Origin of the sequence: Cupriavidus sp. UME77 (assembly GCF_014170355.1) — a bacterium.
Classification (GTDB): Bacteria; Pseudomonadota; Gammaproteobacteria; order Burkholderiales; family Burkholderiaceae; genus Cupriavidus; species Cupriavidus basilensis.
In genome coordinates, this window is record NZ_LZZU01000069.1 from 41,325 (window position 1) to 60,472 (window position 19,148).

Sequence of the window (19,148 nt, forward strand, 5' to 3'; positions counted from 1 at the left end):
CGCTCGCGCTGCGCCGTGAGCGCACGGCTCTCGCTCACTTGAGTTGATAGGGAATCCGCACACCAGGCTCGCTGATCGAGAAGTCCTTGGTATTGCGTGTGACCAGCAGCATGGAATGCGCTTGCGCTGACGCCCAGATTATCGCGTCAGGCAGCTTGATGCGTGCGGTTTTCCGGATCTGGACTGCGCGGGAGGAAACCGCATCATCGACGGCAATCAGCCGGAACCCATTGAGCCAAGCGCGCAATGTCTGCTCTTCTTCAGCTGTTGCGCCGGCCATCACCGCCATCCAGGTGATGACACTGATCGCCCTTGACTCGTAGCGGCGCATCTCGATCATGGCCTCTTCGATTCCGTTCAAGTGGTCGATCAGGATGTTGGTGTCGAAGAGCGCGTTCACCACTCCTCCCGCAGCTTTTCCTGATACGCAAGGCCATCCACCTCGCGGTGCTTCCAAAGCCCGAAGGTGTCAGAGGCCAGGCCAGGCTTGCGCTGCGCTATGTACGCTTGAATTGCCTCGCGAATGACTACCGCCCGAGGGCGCTTTTCTGCCTCGACAATGGCTGCCAGCTCCTGGAGCTGGTCTTCCGCAAGGTCGACCAGGATGCGACTCATGATGAACCCACAAATGATATGTGATATACGCATCGTATATCATTCGATTTAAAACAACAAGGCACCAGCACGGCGGACCGGACCGGAACACGGTGGCGCTGGAAACCGGGCTGGCGCGCAGGGCTTTGCGACCGGCAACGCATCTGCTCCGGCCCGAACAGGCCCCGTCTGCTCCTGTTCGGCGCGCGCAAGGGGCGCTAGCCTCATGGCTACCCACAAGCCCCTCGCCGGCGGGGCGAACTCCCCCTCCCCGCACGGCACACCTGGAAGTGCTTCATGTATGTGTATGACACCGTCGACCAGCAACTGGTCGACCAGCGCGTTGCGCAGTTCAGCGGCCAGACCGAACGGTTTCTCAACGGCCAGCTCACCGAGGACGAGTTCCGCGTGCTGCGGCTGCAGAACGGCCTCTACATCCAGCGGCATGCGCCCATGCTGCGCGTGGCGATCCCCTACGGCATGCTGGTGTCGCGGCAACTGCGCAAGCTGGCCGAGATAGCGCGCCGCTTTGACCGCGGCTACGGGCACTTCAGCACGCGGCAGAACATGCAGTTCAACTGGCCACGCCTGGAGGACGCGCCCGCTATCCTGGCGGAGCTGGCGACCGTGCAGATGCATGCCATCCAGACCAGCGGCAATTGCATCCGCAACACCACCACCGACCACTTCGCCGGGCTGGCGCCGGATGAGATCGTGAACCCCCTGGTGTGGTGCGAGATCATCCGCCAGTGGTCGATGCTGCATCCCGAGTTTGCCTTCCTGCCGCGCAAGTTCAAGATCGCGGTGAGCGGCGCCACCACGGACCGCGCAGCGGTGGGCGTGCACGATATCGGCCTGCAGGCCGTGGAGCGCGATGGCGAGCTTGGCTTTCGCGTGTGGGTGGGCGGCGGCATGGGCCGCACGCCCATGGTCGGCAAGCTGATCAATGCCTTCGTGCACTGGTCCGATTTGCTCACCTACCTGCAGGCCACGCTGCGCGTCTACAACCTGCACGGCCGGCGCGACAACAAGTACAAGGCGCGCATCAAGATCCTGGTCAAGGACCTGACGCCGGGCGTGTTCGCGCAACAGGTGGACGAGCAATGGCAGCGGATCCGCGGCGGCCCGGACACGGTCAGCGCGGACTTCGTGGCCGGCGTGGCGGGCCGCTTCACCATGCCGGACCATGATCCCGCGGCGGCGCACGAGGCCGGCCCGGATCCCGAACTGGCGGCGGCGCATCCGCGCTTTGCCCGCTGGCTGCGCAGCAATGTGCATGCGCATCGCGTTCCCGGCTACGCCGCCGTGACCGTCTCGCTGAAGGCCACCGGCATGCCGCCCGGCGACATCACCGCCGACCAGATGGATGCGGTGGCGGACCTGGCGGAGCGCTTCGGCTTTGGCGAGCTGCGGGTCTCGCACGAGCAGAACCTGATCCTGGCCGACGTGCGCCGGAGCGCGCTGTTTGCGCTCTGGCAGGCGCTGGACGCGCTGAACCTGGCCACCGCCAATATCGGCCTGCTCACCAATATCATTGCCTGCCCCGGCGGGGATTTCTGCTCGCTGGCCAACGCGGTGTCGATTCCGCTGGCCGAGGCCATCCAGCGCCGCTTCGACGACCTGGACTACCTGTTCGAGATCGGCGAGCTGGACCTGAACATCTCCGGCTGCATCAACTCCTGCGGGCACCACCACGTGGGCCACATCGGCATCCTTGGCGTGGACAAGGCCGGCGAGGAGTGGTACCAGGTGACCATCGGCGGGCGCCAGAACGGCGCGGCCGGCCACTCGCTGCTGGATCAGCACAAGGGCGGCGGCGCGGCGATCGGCCGCATCATCGGCCCGTCGTTCGCGCGCGATGAAATCCCGGATGTGGTGGCGCTGCTGATCGATACCTACCTGTCCCAGCGCGACAGCGAGGCGGAGCGGTTTATCGACGTGGTGGAGCGGGTTGGCCCGGAACCCTTCAAGCAGGCGGTCTACCAGGACCCGAGGATCGTCGCGCGGCGGCAGCAGGCGGAGCAAGCCCGTGCCTGATCACCAATCAATGCCACCGCTGAACAATGTGATTCGCAACGGCCAGCTTGAAGCGGACATCTGGCGCGCCTTCGTGCCAGACCAGAACGCGCCGGTTCCTGCATCGGCATCGGCAGCACACGCACTGCCGCCGGACGAAAACGGCTGGCTGGTCACCCTTGCCACATGGCGGGCAGCACGCGATGCCCTGCGCCTGCGCCGCCACCCGGTGGCCGTGTACCTGGGCCCGGATGCGGACCCTGAAGACCTGCTCGAGGCGGGCGCCGCCACCATCGATGCCACCGGCATCGCGCACCTGGCGATCGACTTCCCGGTCTATACGGACGGGCGCGGCTATTCGCTGGCGCAGCTGCTGCGCACGCAATATGGCTGGGGCGGCGAGCTGCGCGCGGTGGGCGACGTGATGATCGATACCGTGCACTACATGGCGCGCTGCGGCTTCGATGCCTTCGCCGTCAAGCCGAGCCACGACCCGCAGGCCGCGCTGGCGGCGCTAGGGACGTTCACGGTGCACTACCAGAAAACGTACCCGGCGGCGGCGGCGCCGGCTATTTCGGCAACCAGCCGTCCAGCAGTGCGTTGACTGGCTCGTGGGCCTCGTACTGGACCCAGTGGCCCGCGCTGGCAATGACGCGGCCTTCGCGGCGCGGGTTGTCCTGGGTCATTGCCGCGATGGCCGGGACAGGATCCGCCGTGACGTCGTGCTCGCCCCAGGCCAGCAGCACCTCGCCGCCGAAGCGGTCCAGCGCGCCGCGCAGGTCGCCGGAGCGGGAGATGTTCTTGCTGCGAAAGCGCGTGAGGCGGCATGACTCGGTGTGCGCGTACATGGCCATGGCATCGATCTTGGCCGGGTCGGCCAGCATGAACGCCTCCAGGTTGTAGCGCATGGCCACCGCCAAGGCCTCGGCGTCCCCGGCCTTGCGCCAGTCCAGCAGCGCGCGCTGCTGGCGGCGGATGCCGCCATGGCCGCCTGAGCCCATCAGTGCCAGCCGGCGCACGGTGCCGAGCGATGCGGCCACATTGGCCGCCACCAGCCCGCCAAAGGAGAAGCCGGCCAGGCTGAGCGCCTTGCCGCAGCCAGGCAACTGCCTGATGCCCCTGACAAGCGTGCCGGTCATCACCGAGAGATCGCTGGCGATATCGTCCGACTCGCCAAACCCCGGCATGTCCGGCGCCCACACCGTGCGGTGCGCGGCCAGCGCCTCGATATTGCGCACCCAGTGCAGCCAGCTTCCATGCCCGCCGTGCAGCAGGACCACGGGTTGCCCCTCGCCAAAGCGGCGCCAGACGATGCGGCAGCCATCGGCATCGGTGACGATCCGTTCGGATTGTTGCAACAGGGCGGCCGCCTGCGCTTCGGGTTGGGCTGAAGCGACAGGCGTTTTGAGGTTGATCCGGGTCATTGGCATAGGTGCGCGCCGTCTGGCCGCCGGGCGCGGCTATCTGCCTCGGCGCACCTGGGGATGCCGGACGCGCGAAAGACGGTTCCGACCCAGGATCATAGCGAATTCCGGGGGGTCCGTCCCTGGCCTCAGCTGCGTGCAAGGACCGCGTCACCGCTGGCCGGCGCGCGCGCCAGCTTCGGGATATGCCCCTTGACCGCAAGCAGCGCCACCAGCACGGCGGCCATCGCCGCGCCGAGCATGCCGAGGTAGGACGACGCGCCGCCCGCGGTGATCACCGCCGCGCCCGCGAAAGCGCTGAGGATGGCCCCGAGGCGGCCAAAGGCCAGCGCCGATGCCGTGCCGGTGGCCCGCACTGCCGTGGGGTACACGAAGGCACACAGCGCGTACATGGTCGACTGCACCGCATTGACGAACATGCCGTGCACGCCCAGGCCAACGATCAGCAACCCCGTACTGTGGCGAACATCCACGCCTTGCAGCAACAGCGCGCTAGCCGCCCCGCCGGCGCAACAGATCGCCAGCGGCCAGCGCGAGCCGAAACGCGCGATGGCAACCGCGCAGCACAGCGCGCCGATGACACCGCCGAGGTTGTAGGCGGTCAGGCCGGAACCCGCGACCGCCACGTCCAGCCCCTCCGACGCCAGCATGGTCGGCAGCCAACTAAAGGCGCTGTAGACGGCCAGCAGGCACATGAAGAATGCGCACCAGATCGCCAGCGTGTCGCGCGCCTGCCCGGGCGCGAACAGCGCGCCGAAGCCCTTGCGGCTTTCCGCGCCGCGCTCGGCCAGGTCGGTGAAGACGGCGTCAGCCGGCAGCGGCCTGGACATGCGGCCGAGCAGCCGGCGCAGTTCGTCCCACCGGTGCGCTCGGCGCACCAGGAAGCGTGGCGACTCGGGCAGGACCAGCATCAGCAGCACGCCCAGTCCCAGCGGCAGGGCGCCGCCGATAAAGAACAAGCCGCGCCAGCCATAGGCCGGCAGGACCACGCTGGCAAACAGGCCGGCCAGCATGCCGCCCAGCGGCACGCAGACGATCGTGGCCGTCACCGCCAGCGTGCGGCTGCGTGCCGGGGTGAACTCGGCCGTCATGGTGGTGGAGCTTGGCAAAGCGCCGCCGATGCCAAGCCCGGCGATCAGGCGCAGCATGGCGATCGTCGTCGTGTCCGGGGCGAAGCCGATGGCGCAGGTGGCCGCGCCGAACAGGAAGACGCTGCCGATCACGGCCCACCGGCGCCCGAAGCGGTCCGCCAACAGGCCCGCGCACGCGCTGCCGATGCCCATGCCCACCAGCCCGGCCGCCACCGCGGGCGCGAAGGCGCTGCGGGTGATGCCCCACTCCTTGATCAGCACGGGGATCGCGAAGCCGATCAACTGGCCATCGAAGCCGTCCATCACGATGGACAGCGCCGCCAGCATCACGACGATCTTCTGCATGGTCGTGTAGGGGCCGTCATCGAGCACGCTGCCCACGTCGACGGGCGTGCCGGCTTGCCGCAGGTTCGCGCTCATGCTTGCGCTCCATGGCGATGCGCGCCGGGCGCTTGCACCGCGCCGGCCGGGATCATGGCCAGACGGCGCTTGCGCCGCGCGGTTGAAATGCGGCCCGCGGCAATGGCGCGGAACAGATACGTATTCATGCGTGTCTCCTGTCGATGGGCGCTTTGGCCGGGGCCAGCGCTTTTTTGTCTTGCGTCTTGCGTCTTGCGTCTTGCGTCTTGCGTCTTGCGTCTTGCGTCTTGGGGCCACGGCGTGCCGTGGCTCAGTGCTAGCGCAGCGGGCTGGCGCCCTGCCCGCCGTTTGCCGCCCGGGCTTCGATCAGCCGGACGAGTTGCAGCAGGCTCTCCGTGCACGGCACCGGCACCCCGTGGCGCCGCGCCGCGGCCACCACGGCGCCGTTGATCGCATCGATCTCGGTGCGCCGGGCGGCAACGATGTCCTGCAGCATGGAAGGCTTGTGGCCGATGTGATGGCCGATGGCGTGCAACACGTTGGCCCCGACCTTGTCCGCATCGACAGCCACGCCCTGACTCCTGGCCACGGCCAGCACCTCTGCCACCACGGACAAGGCGAGCGCCGTGCCATCCGGGATGTTGCCCAGCTGGTCCACGGTGCTGCCAGTGACCGCGCACAGGGGATTCAGCGCGGCGTTGAATGCCACCTTCTCCCAGATCGCGGCCCACACATCCGCATCGGCGCGGCAGTGCAGCCCGGCGCGCTCCAGCGCCGCTACCGTCTCTGCCACGGCGGGCCGGTCCATGCCATCGGCGCTCATCATCCGGATCCCGCCCTCGCCGTGCGAATGCACGTGCCCGGGGCCAGCCAGGTCGGCCGGCCAAGTGGTGACGCCAATCAGGAGCCGCTGCGCCGGCACGAATCCGGAAATCGCATCGACGCTGCCCAGGCCGTTCTGCAATGTCAGCACAACCGTGTCCGGCCCCAGCAGGTGGCGCACGCCCGTCATCGCGGCGCGCGTGTGCATGGATTTGGTGAAGACGATCAGCAGATCGGGGATGGCATCCGCCTGTTCCGGGCGCACCGCCCGCATGCCTTGGATCCGCCGGTCCGCCTCATCTGTCTGCAGGCGCAGGCCGAAGCGGCGGATCGCGTCGAGATGCGCGTCGTTGATATCGATCAGGGTGACGATATGGCCCGCTTGGGCAAGGCGTGCGCCAAACAGCGAGCCCATGGCCCCGGCCCCGAGAATTGCAATTCTGTTCATAGGCGTCGCCGCGATCCGGCGCTGGTTGAATGGTGTTGTCTGGGCGTGGCGGCAACCCGGCCGCCTGCGGCCTAGAACGGGTAGTGGCGCGGCGTCGTCTGCACGGTGACCCAGCGCAGGTCAGTGAACTCGGCAATGCCGGCCTGCCCGCCAAAGTGGCCAAAGCCGCTGCTCTTCACGCCGCCAAAGGGCATCTGCGCCTCGTCGTGCACCGTCGGGCCATTGATATGGCAGATGCCGGATTGAATGCGCCTGGCCACGTTCATGGCCCGCGCCACGTCGCGGCTGAATACGGCCGACGACAGCCCGTACTCGTTGTCGTTGGCGCAGGCGATGGCCTCGGCCTCGCCGCTGACGCGCACGATGGGCTTGACCGGACCGAACGACTCTTCCGCGTAGATCCGCATCCGCGGCGTGACGTGATCGAGCAGCGTGGCCGGCATCAGGGTGCTGTCCGCCTTGCCGCCGCACAACAGCGTCGCGCCCTTGGCCAAGGCATCGTCGATCAGCGAGTTGCAGCGCGCAACCGTGCTCATGTCGACCACGGAGCCCAGCACCACCGGCCCCTTGCGCGGATCGCCCAGCGGCAGCGCGCGGGCCTTGGCCGCCAATTGCGCGACAAAGGCATCGGCGATCTTGTTGTCGACGATGATGCGCTCGGTCGACATGCAGATCTGGCCGGAATTGGCAAACGCGCCAAAGGCGGCGCCGGCGACGGCGGCATCGATATCGGCATCGTCCAGCACCAGCAACGGCGCCTTGCCGCCGAGCTCGAGCACCACCGGCTTCAAATGCCTGGCACAGCTAGCGGCGATGACCTTGCCCACGCGCGTGGACCCGGTGAAGTTCACGCGCCGTATCGCCGGATGGGCGATCATGGCTTCCACCAGTTCGCCCGCATCGGCCGGCGCATTGGTGACGAAATTCACCACGCCCCTGGGCAGGCCGGCCTCCTGCATGGCTTCGATGATCAAGCCGTGCGTGGCCGGACAGATCTCCGAACCCTTCAGCACGACGGTATTGCCGCAGGCCAGCGGCAAGGCGATGGCGCGCACGGCCAGGATGACCGGGGCGTTCCAGGGCGCCATGCCGAGGACCACACCGGCCGGCTGGCGCACGCCCATGGCCAGGCTGCCCGGCACGTCCGACGGAATGACCTCGCCATGGATCTGCGTGGTCAGGCAGGCCGCTTCAAGCAGGCCGGCCGCGGCCAAGTGCACGTTGAAGCCGGCCCACATGGCGGAGGCGCCGGTCTCGGTGGCCATCGCGGCAGCAAAGGCTTCGCTGCGGGCTTCCAGCGCATGCGCGGCCTTGGTCAGCAACGCGCGGCGCTCGCTCGGGCCGATGGCGGCCCAGGCGTCGAAGGCCGCCGCGGCGGCGTCCACCGCAGACAGCGCATCGGCGACTGTCGCGGCCGGGGCAAGCGTGGCTACCTCGCCGTCCAGGGGATTGCGGCGCTCGAAGGTGGCGCCGTTGCCGGCCTGGCGTTGTTCGCCGTCGATCAGCATCGAAATCTTCTGCATTCTTGTCTCCTTTGTTTTGCTTGCCTGCGGTTTGCTTGCCTGCGGTTTGCTTGCCTGCGGCTCAGGCGACCTCGACTTCGACCAGCGTCGGTACCTGCGAGCGCAACCCATCGGCTAACGCATCGCGCAGCCTTGCAGCGTCCCGCACGCGCACGCCTTCACAGCCCATGCCTTGCGCCAGCGCCACGAAATCGATCCCTGGCAGGTCCGTGCCCTGCACCGGATCGGCCGGGGCAAAGCCAAACTCCGGCGCGAAGTCCTGCAGCGCGGCGTAGCGCGCGTTGTTGAGGATCACGAAGGTGATCGGCAGCTTGAGCTGGACCGCGCTCCAGATGGCCTGGACCGAGTACATGCTGGAGCCGTCGCCGATCAGCGCGATGACGCGTGCCCCCGGCCGCGCCAGCGCCACGCCAACGGCAGCGGGCATGCCGTAGCCCAGGCCGCCGCTATCCATGGTGTAGAAGGTGCCGCTTTGCGTGAACGGCAGGTAGCCCTGCATGACGGGACGCGCGCTGGGCGCTTCTTCCACCACGATGTCGGCGGCGTCGCGCACCTCGGCCAGGGTCTGGAGCACATAGGCGGTGGACATCAGCGGCGTCGGTTCGGCACGCGCACGCGGCTGGCGCGGAGCAGGCAGCGGGCGCGCCCTGGGCGCGGGCCGCGCCAGCAGGTCAAGCACGCCGAGCCGGATATTGCCCACCACCGATGCGCCCACCGGCGTCCAGGCGGCGATGGCGGGATCGTCGATCAGCTGATACAGCGTGGCACCCTGCGGCACGTGGGGGCCTGCGCCTTCCACATGATAGGTAAAGGCCGGCGCGCCCAGCACCAGGATCAGGTCGTGCCCGCCCAGCAGGCCGACGATCTTCTCGCGCATGGCGGGCAGAAAACCGGCGAACAGGCGATGGTCTTCCGGGAAGCCGCAGCGACCAGACATGGGCGCCACATAAACGCGCGCATTGTGCGTCTCGGCCAGGCGCACAACGTCGACCCACGCACCGGCGCGATCGACCGCGCCGCCGATGACAAAGGCAGGCCGCTCGCAGGCATCGAGCGCGGCGCCAACGCGCCCGATCGCCACCGGATCGGGCCGCACCTCGGTGCTGACGGTACGCGCGGCCACCCGTTCGGCCGGCTGGTCCCAGTCGTCCACCGGGATCGAGACCAGCACGGGGCCACGCGGCTCCTGCATCGCCACGTAATAGGCGCGTGCGATGGCCAGCGGCACATCCGCGGCGCGCGCCGGCTCGATGCTCCACTTGACGTAGGGCTTGGCCAGCTCGGTGGCCTGGGTAGACGACAGGAAGGGATCGAACGGCAGGATCGAGCGCGCCTGCTGGCCCGCCGTGACGATCATCGGCGTGCGGTTCTTGAATGCGGTGAAGATATTGCCCATGGCGTTGCCCACGCCAGCGGCCGAATGCAGGTTGACCAGCGATGCATTGCGGCTGGCCTGCGCAAAACCATCGGCCATGCCCACCACCACCGCCTCCTGCAGCCCGAGCACATAGCGGAAGTCAGCGGGGAAATCCCGGAACATCGGCAACTCGGTCGAGCCGGGATTGGCAAACACCGAAGTGATGCCAAGCTGGCGCAGCAGGTCGATCACGGCGTCGCGCACGGTGCTGGTTGCGTTGCGCGCGGCGCCCGCCACGGTTGTCGTGCTACCGGTCATGCAAATCTCTCCCGTCGATGTATTCGGTGGAACGCCTGGCCCAAGGCCAGCGCGTGCTTGGTGCGCAAAGTATGCGAGCCCACCCCTTAATTGAATATTGCCTTCTCGGGCAAAAGGCATTACTTTTGCGCATGACTTTTGATCTGCGCCAGCTCAAGGCCTTCACCACCATCGTCGCCAGCGGCAGCCTGGGCCGGGCCGCCGACGTGCTGCACGTGACCCAGCCCGCACTAAGCCGCACCATCAAGCGGCTGGAGGACGAGCTTGGCGCACCGCTGTTCGAGCGGCACACCAAGGGCATGCAGCTCACCGCGGTGGGCAGCGCCCTGCTCCCCCATGCCACGCTGCTGCAGCGCGAGGCCGAGCACGCGCGCGAAGAGATCGATGCCATGCGCGGCCTGGCCAAGGGCACCATCAAGGTGGGCGCGGTGGGCAGCATCGCCAGCTTGGTGCTGCCGCTGGCGGTTGGCCGGGTCACCAAGGCGTGGCCGAACCTGCGCGTGGAGATTACGGAGGGCGTGTGGGACCGGCTGGCGCAAAGCCTGATCCGGCATGAGATCGACCTGGCGCTCAGCATCTGCGCGCCGGACACCGACGAGATCGTGGCCATTGCCGACTGCCGGTGGGAGGACCGCAGCTACGTGGTGGCAGCGCCGGGCCACCCGCTGCGGCGCAAGCCGGCACTGACCCTGGCCGATACCCTTGAGCAGCAATGGGCCATCCCGCCCCGGGGCACCGGGCCGTTCGAGCACATGCGGCAGGTGTTTGCGGCGCAGGGGCTGGGCCTGCCGAACATCGTCGTGGAGACGCGTTCGGTGACCGCGCTGAAGAGCCTGGTCGCGCAATCCGGCTTTCTGAGCTGGATGGCCGAGCCGATGGTCGAGGCCGAGCGCAAGGCCGGCGTGATCGATATTCTGGACATTCCCGGCGGGGTCGGCACGCGTACGCTGACGGCCTTCCGGCGGCGCCAGGGCATCCTGCCCGGCCCCGCGGTCAAGCTGCTGGAAGCGCTGCGCCAGCTGACCGCGGCTTGATGGGGCCTGATGGGGCCTGATGGGGCTTGATGGGGTGTGATGAGGGTTGCCGGCATGCGTGCCGGCAACCGGCCGCCAGCTAGATCGACGCCAGGGAAATCACCTCGGCAAGGTGCCGTCTTTCGCAAGCCATCTCATCGGCCACGATCTCCGCCATCGCCGCCAGGCTGGCCTGGACGATGGCCGCGGCATCGACCTCGAAATAGCGCCGCAGCGCAGCCCGCGAATCGCTGCGCCCGAAGCCGTCGGTGCCCAGCGTCACATAGCGCCGCCCCGGCGGGACAAAGGCGCGCACCAACTCCGGCAGCGCGCGCACATAGTCGGTGGCCGCGACAATCGGGCCGCTGCCCGCCCCGAGCTGCCGCCCGAACCAGCTATCGATGGCCGGAACCTCGCCATGGCGCCACAGGCGTTCGCGCTCCACCCCTTCACGCGCCAGCTCGATGTAGCTGGTCACGCTCCAGACATCGGCGGCAATGCCATGCACCTGCTCGAGCTGGCGCGCTGCCTTCAGGACTTCGCCCATGATGGCGCCGCTGCCGAACAGCTGCACGCGGTGCTCGAACGCCGCGCCACGGCGCAGCAGGTACATGCCGCGCACCACGCCTTCGTGCGCTTCGGCCGGCAGGCTCGGATTCTCGACGCTTTCATTGGTGACGGTGACGTAGTAGAACTCGTCGGCCTGTTCGCTGACCATGCGCCGCATGCCGTGGTCGACGATGACTGCCAGCTCCCCCGCGAAGGCCGGATCGTAGGCGCGGCAGTTGGGAATGGTCGAAGCCGCCAGGTGGCTTGTGCCGTCCTGGTGCTGCAGCCCCTCGCCCCCGAGGGTGGTTCGCCCCGAAGTGGCGCCGATCAGGAACCCGCGTGCGCGCTGGTCGGCCGCGGCCCAGATCAAATCGCCCACGCGCTGGAAGCCGAACATGCTGTAGTAGATATAGAACGGCAGCATGGTGGTGCCGTGCGTGGCGTAACTGGTGGCCGCCGCGGTCCACGAGGACAGCGCGCCGGCTTCCGTGATGCCCTCCTCCAGGATCTGGCCATCCTTGACTTCCCGGTACGACAGCATTGAAGCCGAATCCTCCGGCTGGTAAAGCTGGCCGAACGGCGCGTAGATGCCGACCTGGCGGAACAGGTTCGCCATGCCGAACGTCCGCGCTTCGTCGGCGACGATCGGGACGATCCGCGGGCCCAGCACGGGATCCTTGAGCAAGGCGCCCAGGTACCGCACCAGGGCCATGGTGGAGCTCATGGCCTTGCCATCGGCATGCAGGGCGAACGCGGCGGTCTTGTCCAGCCCTGGCACGGGCAACGATTCGGCGCCGGGATGGCGCGCAGGCAGATAGCCGCCGAGGGCGGCGCGCCTGGCTTGCAGGTAGCGAATCTCGGGGCTGTCCTGCGCCGGGCGGTAGAACGCGGCCTGGGCCACCTGTTCATCGGTCAGCGGCAGCTGGAAGCGGTCCCTGAACGCGAGCAGATCAATCGGGCCGAGTTTCTTTTGCTGGTGCGTGGTCATCCGGCCTTGCGCGATGGCGCCCATGCCGTAGCCTTTCATGGTCTTGGCCAGCACCACGCAGGGGCGCCCATTGCCCCTGGCGGCTTCGGCAAATGCCGCGTAGATCTTCGCCGGATCGTGCCCGCCCCGGCGCAGGCGGTCGATCTCGTCGTTGGAGAGATGCGCCACCAGCGAGCGCAGCGCCGGCGTCTTGCTGAAGAAGTTCTCGCGGTTGAACGCGCCGTCATTGGCCGAGAGCGTCTGGAACTCGCCATCCACGGTCTGCGCGAACGCGCGGCTGATGGCGTGATCGTGGTCACGTGCCAGCAGCGCGTCCCACTCCGATCCCCACAAGCACTTGACGACATGCCATCCCGCCCCCGCGAACAAGGCCTCGAGCTCATCGACAATGCGCCCGTTGCCGCGCACCGGCCCGTCCAGGCGCTGGAGATTGCAGTTGATGACGAACGTGCAGTTATCCAGCTTTTCCCGGGCGGCCAGCGTGAGCGCGGCGATCGACTCCGGCTCGTCCATCTCGCCATCGCCGAAGAAGCCCCAGACCCTGCGCTCGCTGGTCGCTTTCAAGCCCCGGTTTTCCAGGTAGCGCATGAAACGCGCCTGGTAGATGGCGTTGAGCGGGCCGATGCCCATCGAGCCGGTGGGGAACTGCCAGAAATCCGGCATCAGGTAGGGATGCGGGTAAGAACTCAGGCCGCGAATCCCCTTGCCTTCGGCAACGATCTCTTGCCGGTAATGGCAAAGCGATGCTTCGTCCAGCCGGCCTTCCAGGAAGGCACGCGCATAGACGCCAGGCGCCGAATGGGGCTGGAAGAAAACGAGATCCCCGCCTTGCGCGGCACCGGGGCCGCGGAAGAAATGCTGGTAGCCGACCTCGAATAAATCCGCCGCCGAGGCATAGCTCGCGATGTGGCCGCCAAGCTCGCCATGCGCCTGGTTGGCGCGCACCACCATGGCGAGCGCATTCCAGCGCAGGATTGCCGACAGGCGCTGCTCCATCGCCAGGTCGCCCGGATAGGCCGGTTGCGCTTCGACCGGGATCGTGTTCAGGTACGGCGTTACCTGTGCCGGCCGCCACCGCAACCGATGCTTGCCAGCATGCGCCAGCAACGCATCCAGGATGGCGCAGGCGCGCTCCCTGCCCTGCTCCGGCCCCCAGGCCGACAACACGCCGTCGAGCGCGTCGCACCACTCCTGCAACTCCTGCGGATCCGCCTGCACAACCGGATCGCTCGCCAGGATGGAACCGAATCGGTCACGAGATGCCATCTTGATACGCTCCCGCCGGCAACCGCCCGGCTCAATTTGCCTGGATACCGGCCTTCTGGGCAATGGCCCGCATGCGCGGCAGGTCCTTGTCGATCATGGCGCTGACCTGTTCCGGCGTTGCATAGGAGGGCTCCAGGCCGTTGGCCACCAGTTTTTCCTGGATCTCGTGGTCCTTCATGGTCTGCGCCAGGGCCTTCTCCAGCCGTGACTTGACATCGGGCGGCAAGCCACGCGGGGCCGCGATCGCCACCCATGAATCCGCATCGAAGCCCGGGAAGCCGGATTCCGCGACGGTGGGCACCTCCGGCAGCAGCGTCGCGCGCCTGGCGCCCGCCACCGCGATCACCTTGATCTTGCCGCTCTTGATATGCGGCAGGGATGCCGCGATGGTGTCGACCGAGAACGGAATCTGCCCGCCGATCAGGTCGGCAATGGCCGGGGCGCTGCCCTTGTAGGGAATATGCTGGAGCTGCATGCCGGTAGCGCCCAGGATCATCTCGCCCGCGAAGTGGCCGGTGGTGCCATTGCCGAACGAGCCATAGGCGTATTTGCCCGGCGCGGCCTTCACCGCCGCCATCATCTGCTTGAGGTTGTCCACCGGGACATCGCGATTCGCCAGCAGGATCAGGGGCACGCGCGCGACCAGGCCGATGGGCTCGAAGCTCTTCACCGGATCGTAGGGCAGGCTGGCGTTGATGGCGGGGTTGACCGTGAAGGTCGAGCCGGAACTGATGAACAGCGTATAGCCGTCAGGCGCGGCCTTTGCCACGTAGCCGGCGCCAACGATGGTGCCGGCGCCCGCGCGGTTCTCGATGACCACGGGCTGGCCGAGACGCTCGCCCAGCTTCTTGCCAACCAATCGTCCCATGATGTCCACCGCCCCACCCGGCGGAAACGGCACGACCAGCACGACCGGCCTGGCGGGATATCCCTGGGGCTGCGCATGCGCGGCGCACATGGCGATGCCCAACAGCGACAGCGCCTTCACCGTCATCGAAACGCTTCGTGAAACGACGTTCATGCGCTACTCCTGTGATTGAGCGACGGGGGCAAGCGTGGAGCAAACAATGGGGGGCAAAACGAGACAGGGGCTTTGCCGAACAAGCGAGCCCTGATGCCGGCGTTGCGCCACCGGCATCAGGGGGCAACCAAGCGCGCGGGATCAGCCGTTCCGGAACAGGAAGCTATATGCGCTCAACGCCGGGGCGCCGCCCAGGTGGGCGTAGAGCACCTTGGAGCCTTCCGGAAATTCGCCGCGGCGGACCAGGTCGATCATGCCCTGCATCGATTTCCCTTCGTACACCGGGTCGGTCATCATGCCTTCGAGCTTGGCGCTCATCCGGATGGCTTCGAGCGTCTCATCGGATGGCAAGCCATACTCCGGCCCGCCGTAGCGCGTGTCGAGCACCACGTCTTCGTCGGTGATATCGCGGCCGAGGTCGACCAGATGCGCGGTATTGCGGGCAATGCGCAGGATCTGCGCCCGGGTCTGCGCCGGCTTGGCCGATGCGTCGATGCCGATCACACGGTTGGCCCGGCCATCGGCGGCGAAGCCGACCACCATGCCAGCCTGCGTGCTGCCGGTCACCGAGCAGACCACGACGTAGTCGAACTTGAAGCCTAGCTCGGCTTCCTGTGCGCGCACTTCTTCCGCAAAACCGACAAAGCCCAGGCCGCCCAGCGGATGCTCGGAACACCCCGCCGGGATGGGGTAGGGCTTGCCGCCCGCCTGGCGCACGCTCTGCATGGCCTCTTCCCAGCTCTTGCGGATCCCGATATCGAAGCCATCGCTGACCAGGCGCACGTCGGCGCCCATGATGCGAGACATCTGGATATTGCCAACGCGGTCATAGACGGCATCGGAGTAGTTCACCCAGTCCTCCTGCACCAGCACGCACTTCAGGCCGAGATGCGCCGCCACGGCAGCCACCTGGCGCGTCTGGTTGGACTGGATGCCGCCGATGGACACGAGCGTGTCGCACCCCTGGGCGAGCGCGTCCGGAATGATGTATTCGAGCTTGCGCGTCTTGTTGCCGCCAAACGCCAGGCCGCTGTTGCAGTCCTCACGCTTGGCATAGAGGTCGACCTTGCCGCCGAGATGCGCGCTCAGGCGCTTCAGCGGCTGGATGGGCGTGGGGCCGAACGTGAGCTGGTGGCGGGGAAAGCGTTTGAGATTCATGCTGGCAACTCCTGGGTTTCTTGGATGACTCGGGTGAAGAGCGGGGATCCAGGCATCAAGGCTGGCGAAGAACACTGGCATGTGGCGCCACCTTTCGTTGATGCTGCGACGGACTCAATCCTAGAAAAAAACGCACGAAACATGGTTGCAAATATCAATCCATTTATGCACTATAAAAAATTCATGGCACTTGTTTTTACTCTTTTGTTTTTTGCAAAGCATCATGGACGAAACAAAATTGCGCACCAAAACCGAGCACCCCGTGCCGCATTCCGAGGCATTGGATCGCACCGATAAAGCCATCCTGCGCGCACTCCAGCGCGACGCGTCCATCTCGAATGTGGCGCTGGCAGCCAAAGTCAGCCTGAGCCCGCCAGCCTGCCTGCGGCGCGTGGAGCGGCTCAAGGAACTCGGGCTGATTCGCGGGATCGTGGCGCTGCTGAACCCGGCCGCGCTGGACGCGGGGATGCTGGTGATGATCGGCGTGGTGCTGGACCGGTCCACGCCGGAATCCTTCTCCGAGTTCGAGAAGGCCGCCCAGCAGGTCTCCGGCTGCATGGAGTGCCACGTGGTGACGGGCGAGTTCGACTACTTCATGATGCTGCGCACCAAGGATAGCGAGAGCTTCAATCGCCTCCATGCGGAGCAACTGCTGTATCTGCCGGGAGTCCGCCAGATACGCTCGTTCATGGTGCTCAAGCAGGTGCTGTCGACGACGCAGTTTCCGATCTGAAGCTGCTGCGATGCTATCCAGCCGCCATGGCAGCCGGCCCGAGTGATTGTTATGCCACGGGCGCCATCAGGGCACGAACCTGGTCCTCAAGATCTGCGATCCGCAGCTTCATGCCGGCTTGCGCGCTGATATCGCTGACGACGCCATACCAGCGATCGATCGCGCCATTCGCATCGATATGCGGCTGGGCACGGCTCAGCATGTGGCGCCAGCTGCCGTCCGGCCACTGGATGCGGAACCGGGTCGCGAATGGCTGGCCGCTCGGGATCCAGGCAAGCCACTCTGCCCGGATGCGCAACTGGTCGTCAGGATGGACCGTGGCACGCCAGGCGTCGATGCGGTCCTGCATGGCGCACCCTGCGCTGTCGCGGAAGTTCGGGCTGATATAGCACAGCGTGCCATCGGGTTCCGCCGCCCACGCAATATGGGGGCTCAGCTCGACCGAGCAGCGGAAATGCTCCTCGCTCTCCCGCAAGGCCAGCTCGGCCCGTTTGCGCGCCGAAATGCCGATGGCAACGAGGGAGACGCCAATCACGTCCCCGATGTCATCGTTGACGCGCTGGCCGACCACCAGGTAGACCTCGCCGTTCGCCGTAATCTCGCGCTCCATCGGAGAGCGCGTCTCCACGGCAAGCACGGCATGCGCCAGCGAGCAGACCGATCTGCCGGCTTCGGACATGCAGGCCGCGCAGAGCTGGGCGCCGACAAGGGCGTCCGCCTGGGTGCCGAACATTTCCGCATAGCGCCCGTTGACATGCACGTGCCGCAAGCGCGTGTCCAGGAAGCACAGGCCGACGGGCGCGCCGACATAGAGCGCCTCAAGCTGATGCAGGCGTTGATACGGCGAACGGTCCAACGGCCGCGGCTGCGGCGCGCGCAAGCCAAGCCGCTGGATAAGCGCGGGAATCCACTCCGGTTGCAGCGCCCGTGCCCACAGCCATCCCTGGCCGATGTCGCATCCCAGCTTGCGCAGTATCGTGGCATGCTCTTCGCGCTCCACGCCTTCCGCGACAACACGCATGCCGATGCTGTGGCCCAGCCCCACGATCGCCGTCACGATCCGGCGGCACTCCTGGTCGTCGACCATGCCGCGCACAAAGCTGGCATCGATCTTGATCTCGTCGAATGGCAGGGCATGCAGGCGTGTCAGGCTGGCATAGCCGGTGCCGAAGTCGTCCAGCGCGATACCGATGCCGAGCGCCTTCAGATCGTCGATGATGGCACGCGCGAGCTCCACATCCGTCTCCATGGCGCCCTCGGTGATTTCGATCTGTATGCGCTCCAGCGGGAATCCCGTCTGCGTGACGGCGTCCGCGATCAGCGCGACGACCGCCTTGTCGCGCAACTGCACCGGAGACACGTTGAACGCCAGCACAAAGCCCTGGCCCCAACGCACGGCCTCCCCGCACGCAGTGCGCACGATATGGGACGTCAGGCGATCGATAAGCCCGCACGACTCCGCGATCGATATAAAGGTGACGGGGGAAACCGGGCCCGTTGCAGGGTCCGTCCAGCGGGCGAGCACCTCGAAGCCGACGATGGCGCCGGTTTCGAAGCAGATCAATGGCTGGAATGCCGGCCGGAGCAAGCCGCCATCGAGCGCGGCTGCCAGTCTTGCGCAGGTATCGTCCGTGTCTCCCACTTTCATCCTCTCAGATACCGCCGGAAAACCGGATCGTGTCCTATCGAACGGCGCACCCATGGATCGGGCCCGGCCAACACCTGTGCCGGGCCGTGTTCCGTCAGGTTTGTTCCCTGACCGGGCGCTTGCAAGGCGTAGCGACCTTTTCGCCACTCCCCCCACTGGATATCGGCCAGCCTGACGGCAAATTGAGGTCTTGGCTGCCAGGGCAGCCCGGGGCGTGCGTGCGGCGCATCATCCCGGCGACCCTATCTGGCGCTAGCGGGCCGCCGCCTGCGGCTCCCGGCCCACGAAGATCCGCGTTGGCAGCACAAAGCCCCGCAGCGCCAGCATCTCCAGCGGCCCCTGCCCGACCTCGGTACGCATCAGGTAGCGCACCGGATAGGTCACGTCCGCCGCAACGGGCGCCTGGGCGCTGCGCGCGGTCAGGCTGTCGGGATCTTCGGCGAAGGTCCGGCCGTGCGCATCGGCCTGGCGCTCGGCAGTGGCCTTCGGCGCGCCTGGCCCTTCCAGCGCTTCCGACGCATCCAGCGCGTCCGGCTTCGCGTGCCACGTCAACTGGTAGTTCGCGCTATCCACCGGTTCGATGTGCGCCCGCTCCAGCATCCGCACCAGACCCCAGCGGCCGCCGAACTCGTAGCTCTTGCTGGTGCCCGCGCGCTCGGTCTGCCATTGCAGCCGGGTACCCGGGTCCTGCAGGTTCTTGCCCGGCCACGTCAGCGCCTGCCACGTCTCGCGCTGGTTGTAGTAGTGCAGCGTCTGCCCATCGAGCGTCAGCAGCGTGTCGGTCAGGCCCGGGGTGGGGATCGGCTTGAACTCGAAGCG

17 protein-coding genes are annotated in these 19,148 nt (G+C 67.1%); 4 read left to right on the forward strand and 13 right to left on the reverse strand.

Annotated features, from left to right (window positions below; genetic code table 11):
• Positions 1–34: 34 nt before the first annotated feature.
• Both A9975_RS27870 and A9975_RS27875 read right to left on the reverse strand, forming a co-directional pair.
• Complete coding sequence (locus tag A9975_RS27870) at positions 35–403, reverse strand: type II toxin-antitoxin system VapC family toxin (RefSeq protein ID WP_183035295.1); 369 nt, start codon at positions 401–403, stop codon at positions 35–37.
• Positions 397–615 (reverse strand): ribbon-helix-helix protein, CopG family, encoded by a 219-nt coding sequence (locus A9975_RS27875; RefSeq protein WP_183035296.1) that lies wholly within the window; start codon positions 613–615, stop codon positions 397–399. The genes A9975_RS27870 and A9975_RS27875 overlap by 7 nt, the downstream gene beginning before the upstream one ends.
• A gap of 276 nt (positions 616–891) precedes the next feature.
• On the opposite strand from A9975_RS27875, the gene A9975_RS27880 reads away from it, so the two are divergent.
• Both A9975_RS27880 and A9975_RS27885 read left to right on the forward strand, forming a co-directional pair.
• A complete protein-coding gene (locus tag A9975_RS27880; RefSeq protein WP_183035297.1) occupies positions 892–2,631 on the forward strand; it encodes a nitrite/sulfite reductase in 1,740 nt (579 codons plus the stop codon).
• 10 nt (positions 2,632–2,641) lie between these two features.
• A complete protein-coding gene (locus A9975_RS27885) occupies positions 2,642–3,214 on the forward strand; it encodes a DUF934 domain-containing protein (protein WP_183035298.1) in 573 nt (190 codons plus the stop codon).
• Here the strand turns inward: A9975_RS27885 and A9975_RS27890 are convergent.
• The 6 genes from A9975_RS27890 to mdlC form a co-directional block, all read right to left on the reverse strand.
• Positions 3,180–3,968, reverse strand: coding sequence for an alpha/beta fold hydrolase (locus A9975_RS27890; RefSeq protein ID WP_255503465.1), 789 nt, complete (start codon positions 3,966–3,968; stop codon positions 3,180–3,182). The genes A9975_RS27885 and A9975_RS27890 overlap by 35 nt on opposite strands.
• A 194-nt stretch (positions 3,969–4,162) precedes the next feature.
• Complete coding sequence (locus A9975_RS27895) at positions 4,163–5,545, reverse strand: MFS transporter (protein WP_183035299.1); 1,383 nt, start codon at positions 5,543–5,545, stop codon at positions 4,163–4,165.
• Positions 5,542–5,673, reverse strand: coding sequence for a hypothetical protein (locus A9975_RS38285; protein WP_255503466.1), 132 nt, complete (start codon positions 5,671–5,673; stop codon positions 5,542–5,544). The genes A9975_RS27895 and A9975_RS38285 overlap by 4 nt, the downstream gene beginning before the upstream one ends.
• A 128-nt stretch (positions 5,674–5,801) precedes the next feature.
• On the reverse strand, positions 5,802–6,755 hold the full coding sequence (locus A9975_RS27900) for a ketopantoate reductase family protein (RefSeq protein ID WP_183035300.1): 954 nt from the start codon (positions 6,753–6,755) through the stop codon (positions 5,802–5,804).
• A 71-nt stretch (positions 6,756–6,826) separates the two neighbouring features.
• Positions 6,827–8,278 (reverse strand): aldehyde dehydrogenase, encoded by a 1,452-nt coding sequence (locus A9975_RS27905; RefSeq protein ID WP_183035301.1) that lies wholly within the window; start codon positions 8,276–8,278, stop codon positions 6,827–6,829.
• Between the two features lie 61 nt (positions 8,279–8,339).
• On the reverse strand, positions 8,340–9,953 hold the full coding sequence (mdlC, locus tag A9975_RS27910) for a benzoylformate decarboxylase (RefSeq protein WP_183035302.1): 1,614 nt from the start codon (positions 9,951–9,953) through the stop codon (positions 8,340–8,342).
• A 131-nt stretch (positions 9,954–10,084) separates the two neighbouring features.
• Between mdlC and A9975_RS27915 the strand changes: the two genes are divergently transcribed.
• Positions 10,085–10,987 (forward strand): LysR family transcriptional regulator, encoded by a 903-nt coding sequence (locus A9975_RS27915; protein WP_183035303.1) that lies wholly within the window; start codon positions 10,085–10,087, stop codon positions 10,985–10,987.
• A 79-nt stretch (positions 10,988–11,066) separates the two neighbouring features.
• Here A9975_RS27915 and mdeB read toward each other — a convergent pair whose 3' ends face one another.
• From mdeB to A9975_RS27930, 3 genes are all read right to left on the reverse strand, one after another.
• Positions 11,067–13,769: an alpha-ketoglutarate dehydrogenase gene (mdeB, locus tag A9975_RS27920; RefSeq protein ID WP_183035304.1), complete on the reverse strand. Its 2,703-nt coding sequence runs from the start codon at positions 13,767–13,769 to the stop codon at positions 11,067–11,069.
• Between the two features lie 31 nt (positions 13,770–13,800).
• Entirely contained in the window at positions 13,801–14,763 is a 963-nt protein-coding gene (locus A9975_RS27925; protein ID WP_183035445.1) for a tripartite tricarboxylate transporter substrate binding protein, read from the reverse strand.
• 168 nt (positions 14,764–14,931) lie between these two features.
• Entirely contained in the window at positions 14,932–15,948 is a 1,017-nt protein-coding gene (locus A9975_RS27930; protein WP_183035305.1) for a 1-aminocyclopropane-1-carboxylate deaminase, read from the reverse strand.
• A gap of 223 nt (positions 15,949–16,171) precedes the next feature.
• Here A9975_RS27930 and A9975_RS27935 point away from each other — a divergent pair, with 223 nt between their 5' ends.
• The gene (locus tag A9975_RS27935) at positions 16,172–16,681 is read left to right on the forward strand and encodes an Lrp/AsnC family transcriptional regulator (protein ID WP_043356167.1); all 510 of its coding nucleotides are present in this window, start codon (positions 16,172–16,174) and stop codon (positions 16,679–16,681) included.
• 49 nt (positions 16,682–16,730) lie between these two features.
• On the opposite strand, the gene A9975_RS27940 is transcribed toward A9975_RS27935, so the two are convergent.
• On the reverse strand, positions 16,731–18,329 hold the full coding sequence (locus A9975_RS27940) for an EAL domain-containing protein (RefSeq protein WP_183035306.1): 1,599 nt from the start codon (positions 18,327–18,329) through the stop codon (positions 16,731–16,733).
• 252 nt (positions 18,330–18,581) lie between these two features.
• On the reverse strand, positions 18,582–19,148 hold a 567-nt coding region (locus A9975_RS27945; protein ID WP_304523946.1), incomplete at its 5' end, for a type VI secretion IcmF C-terminal domain-containing protein.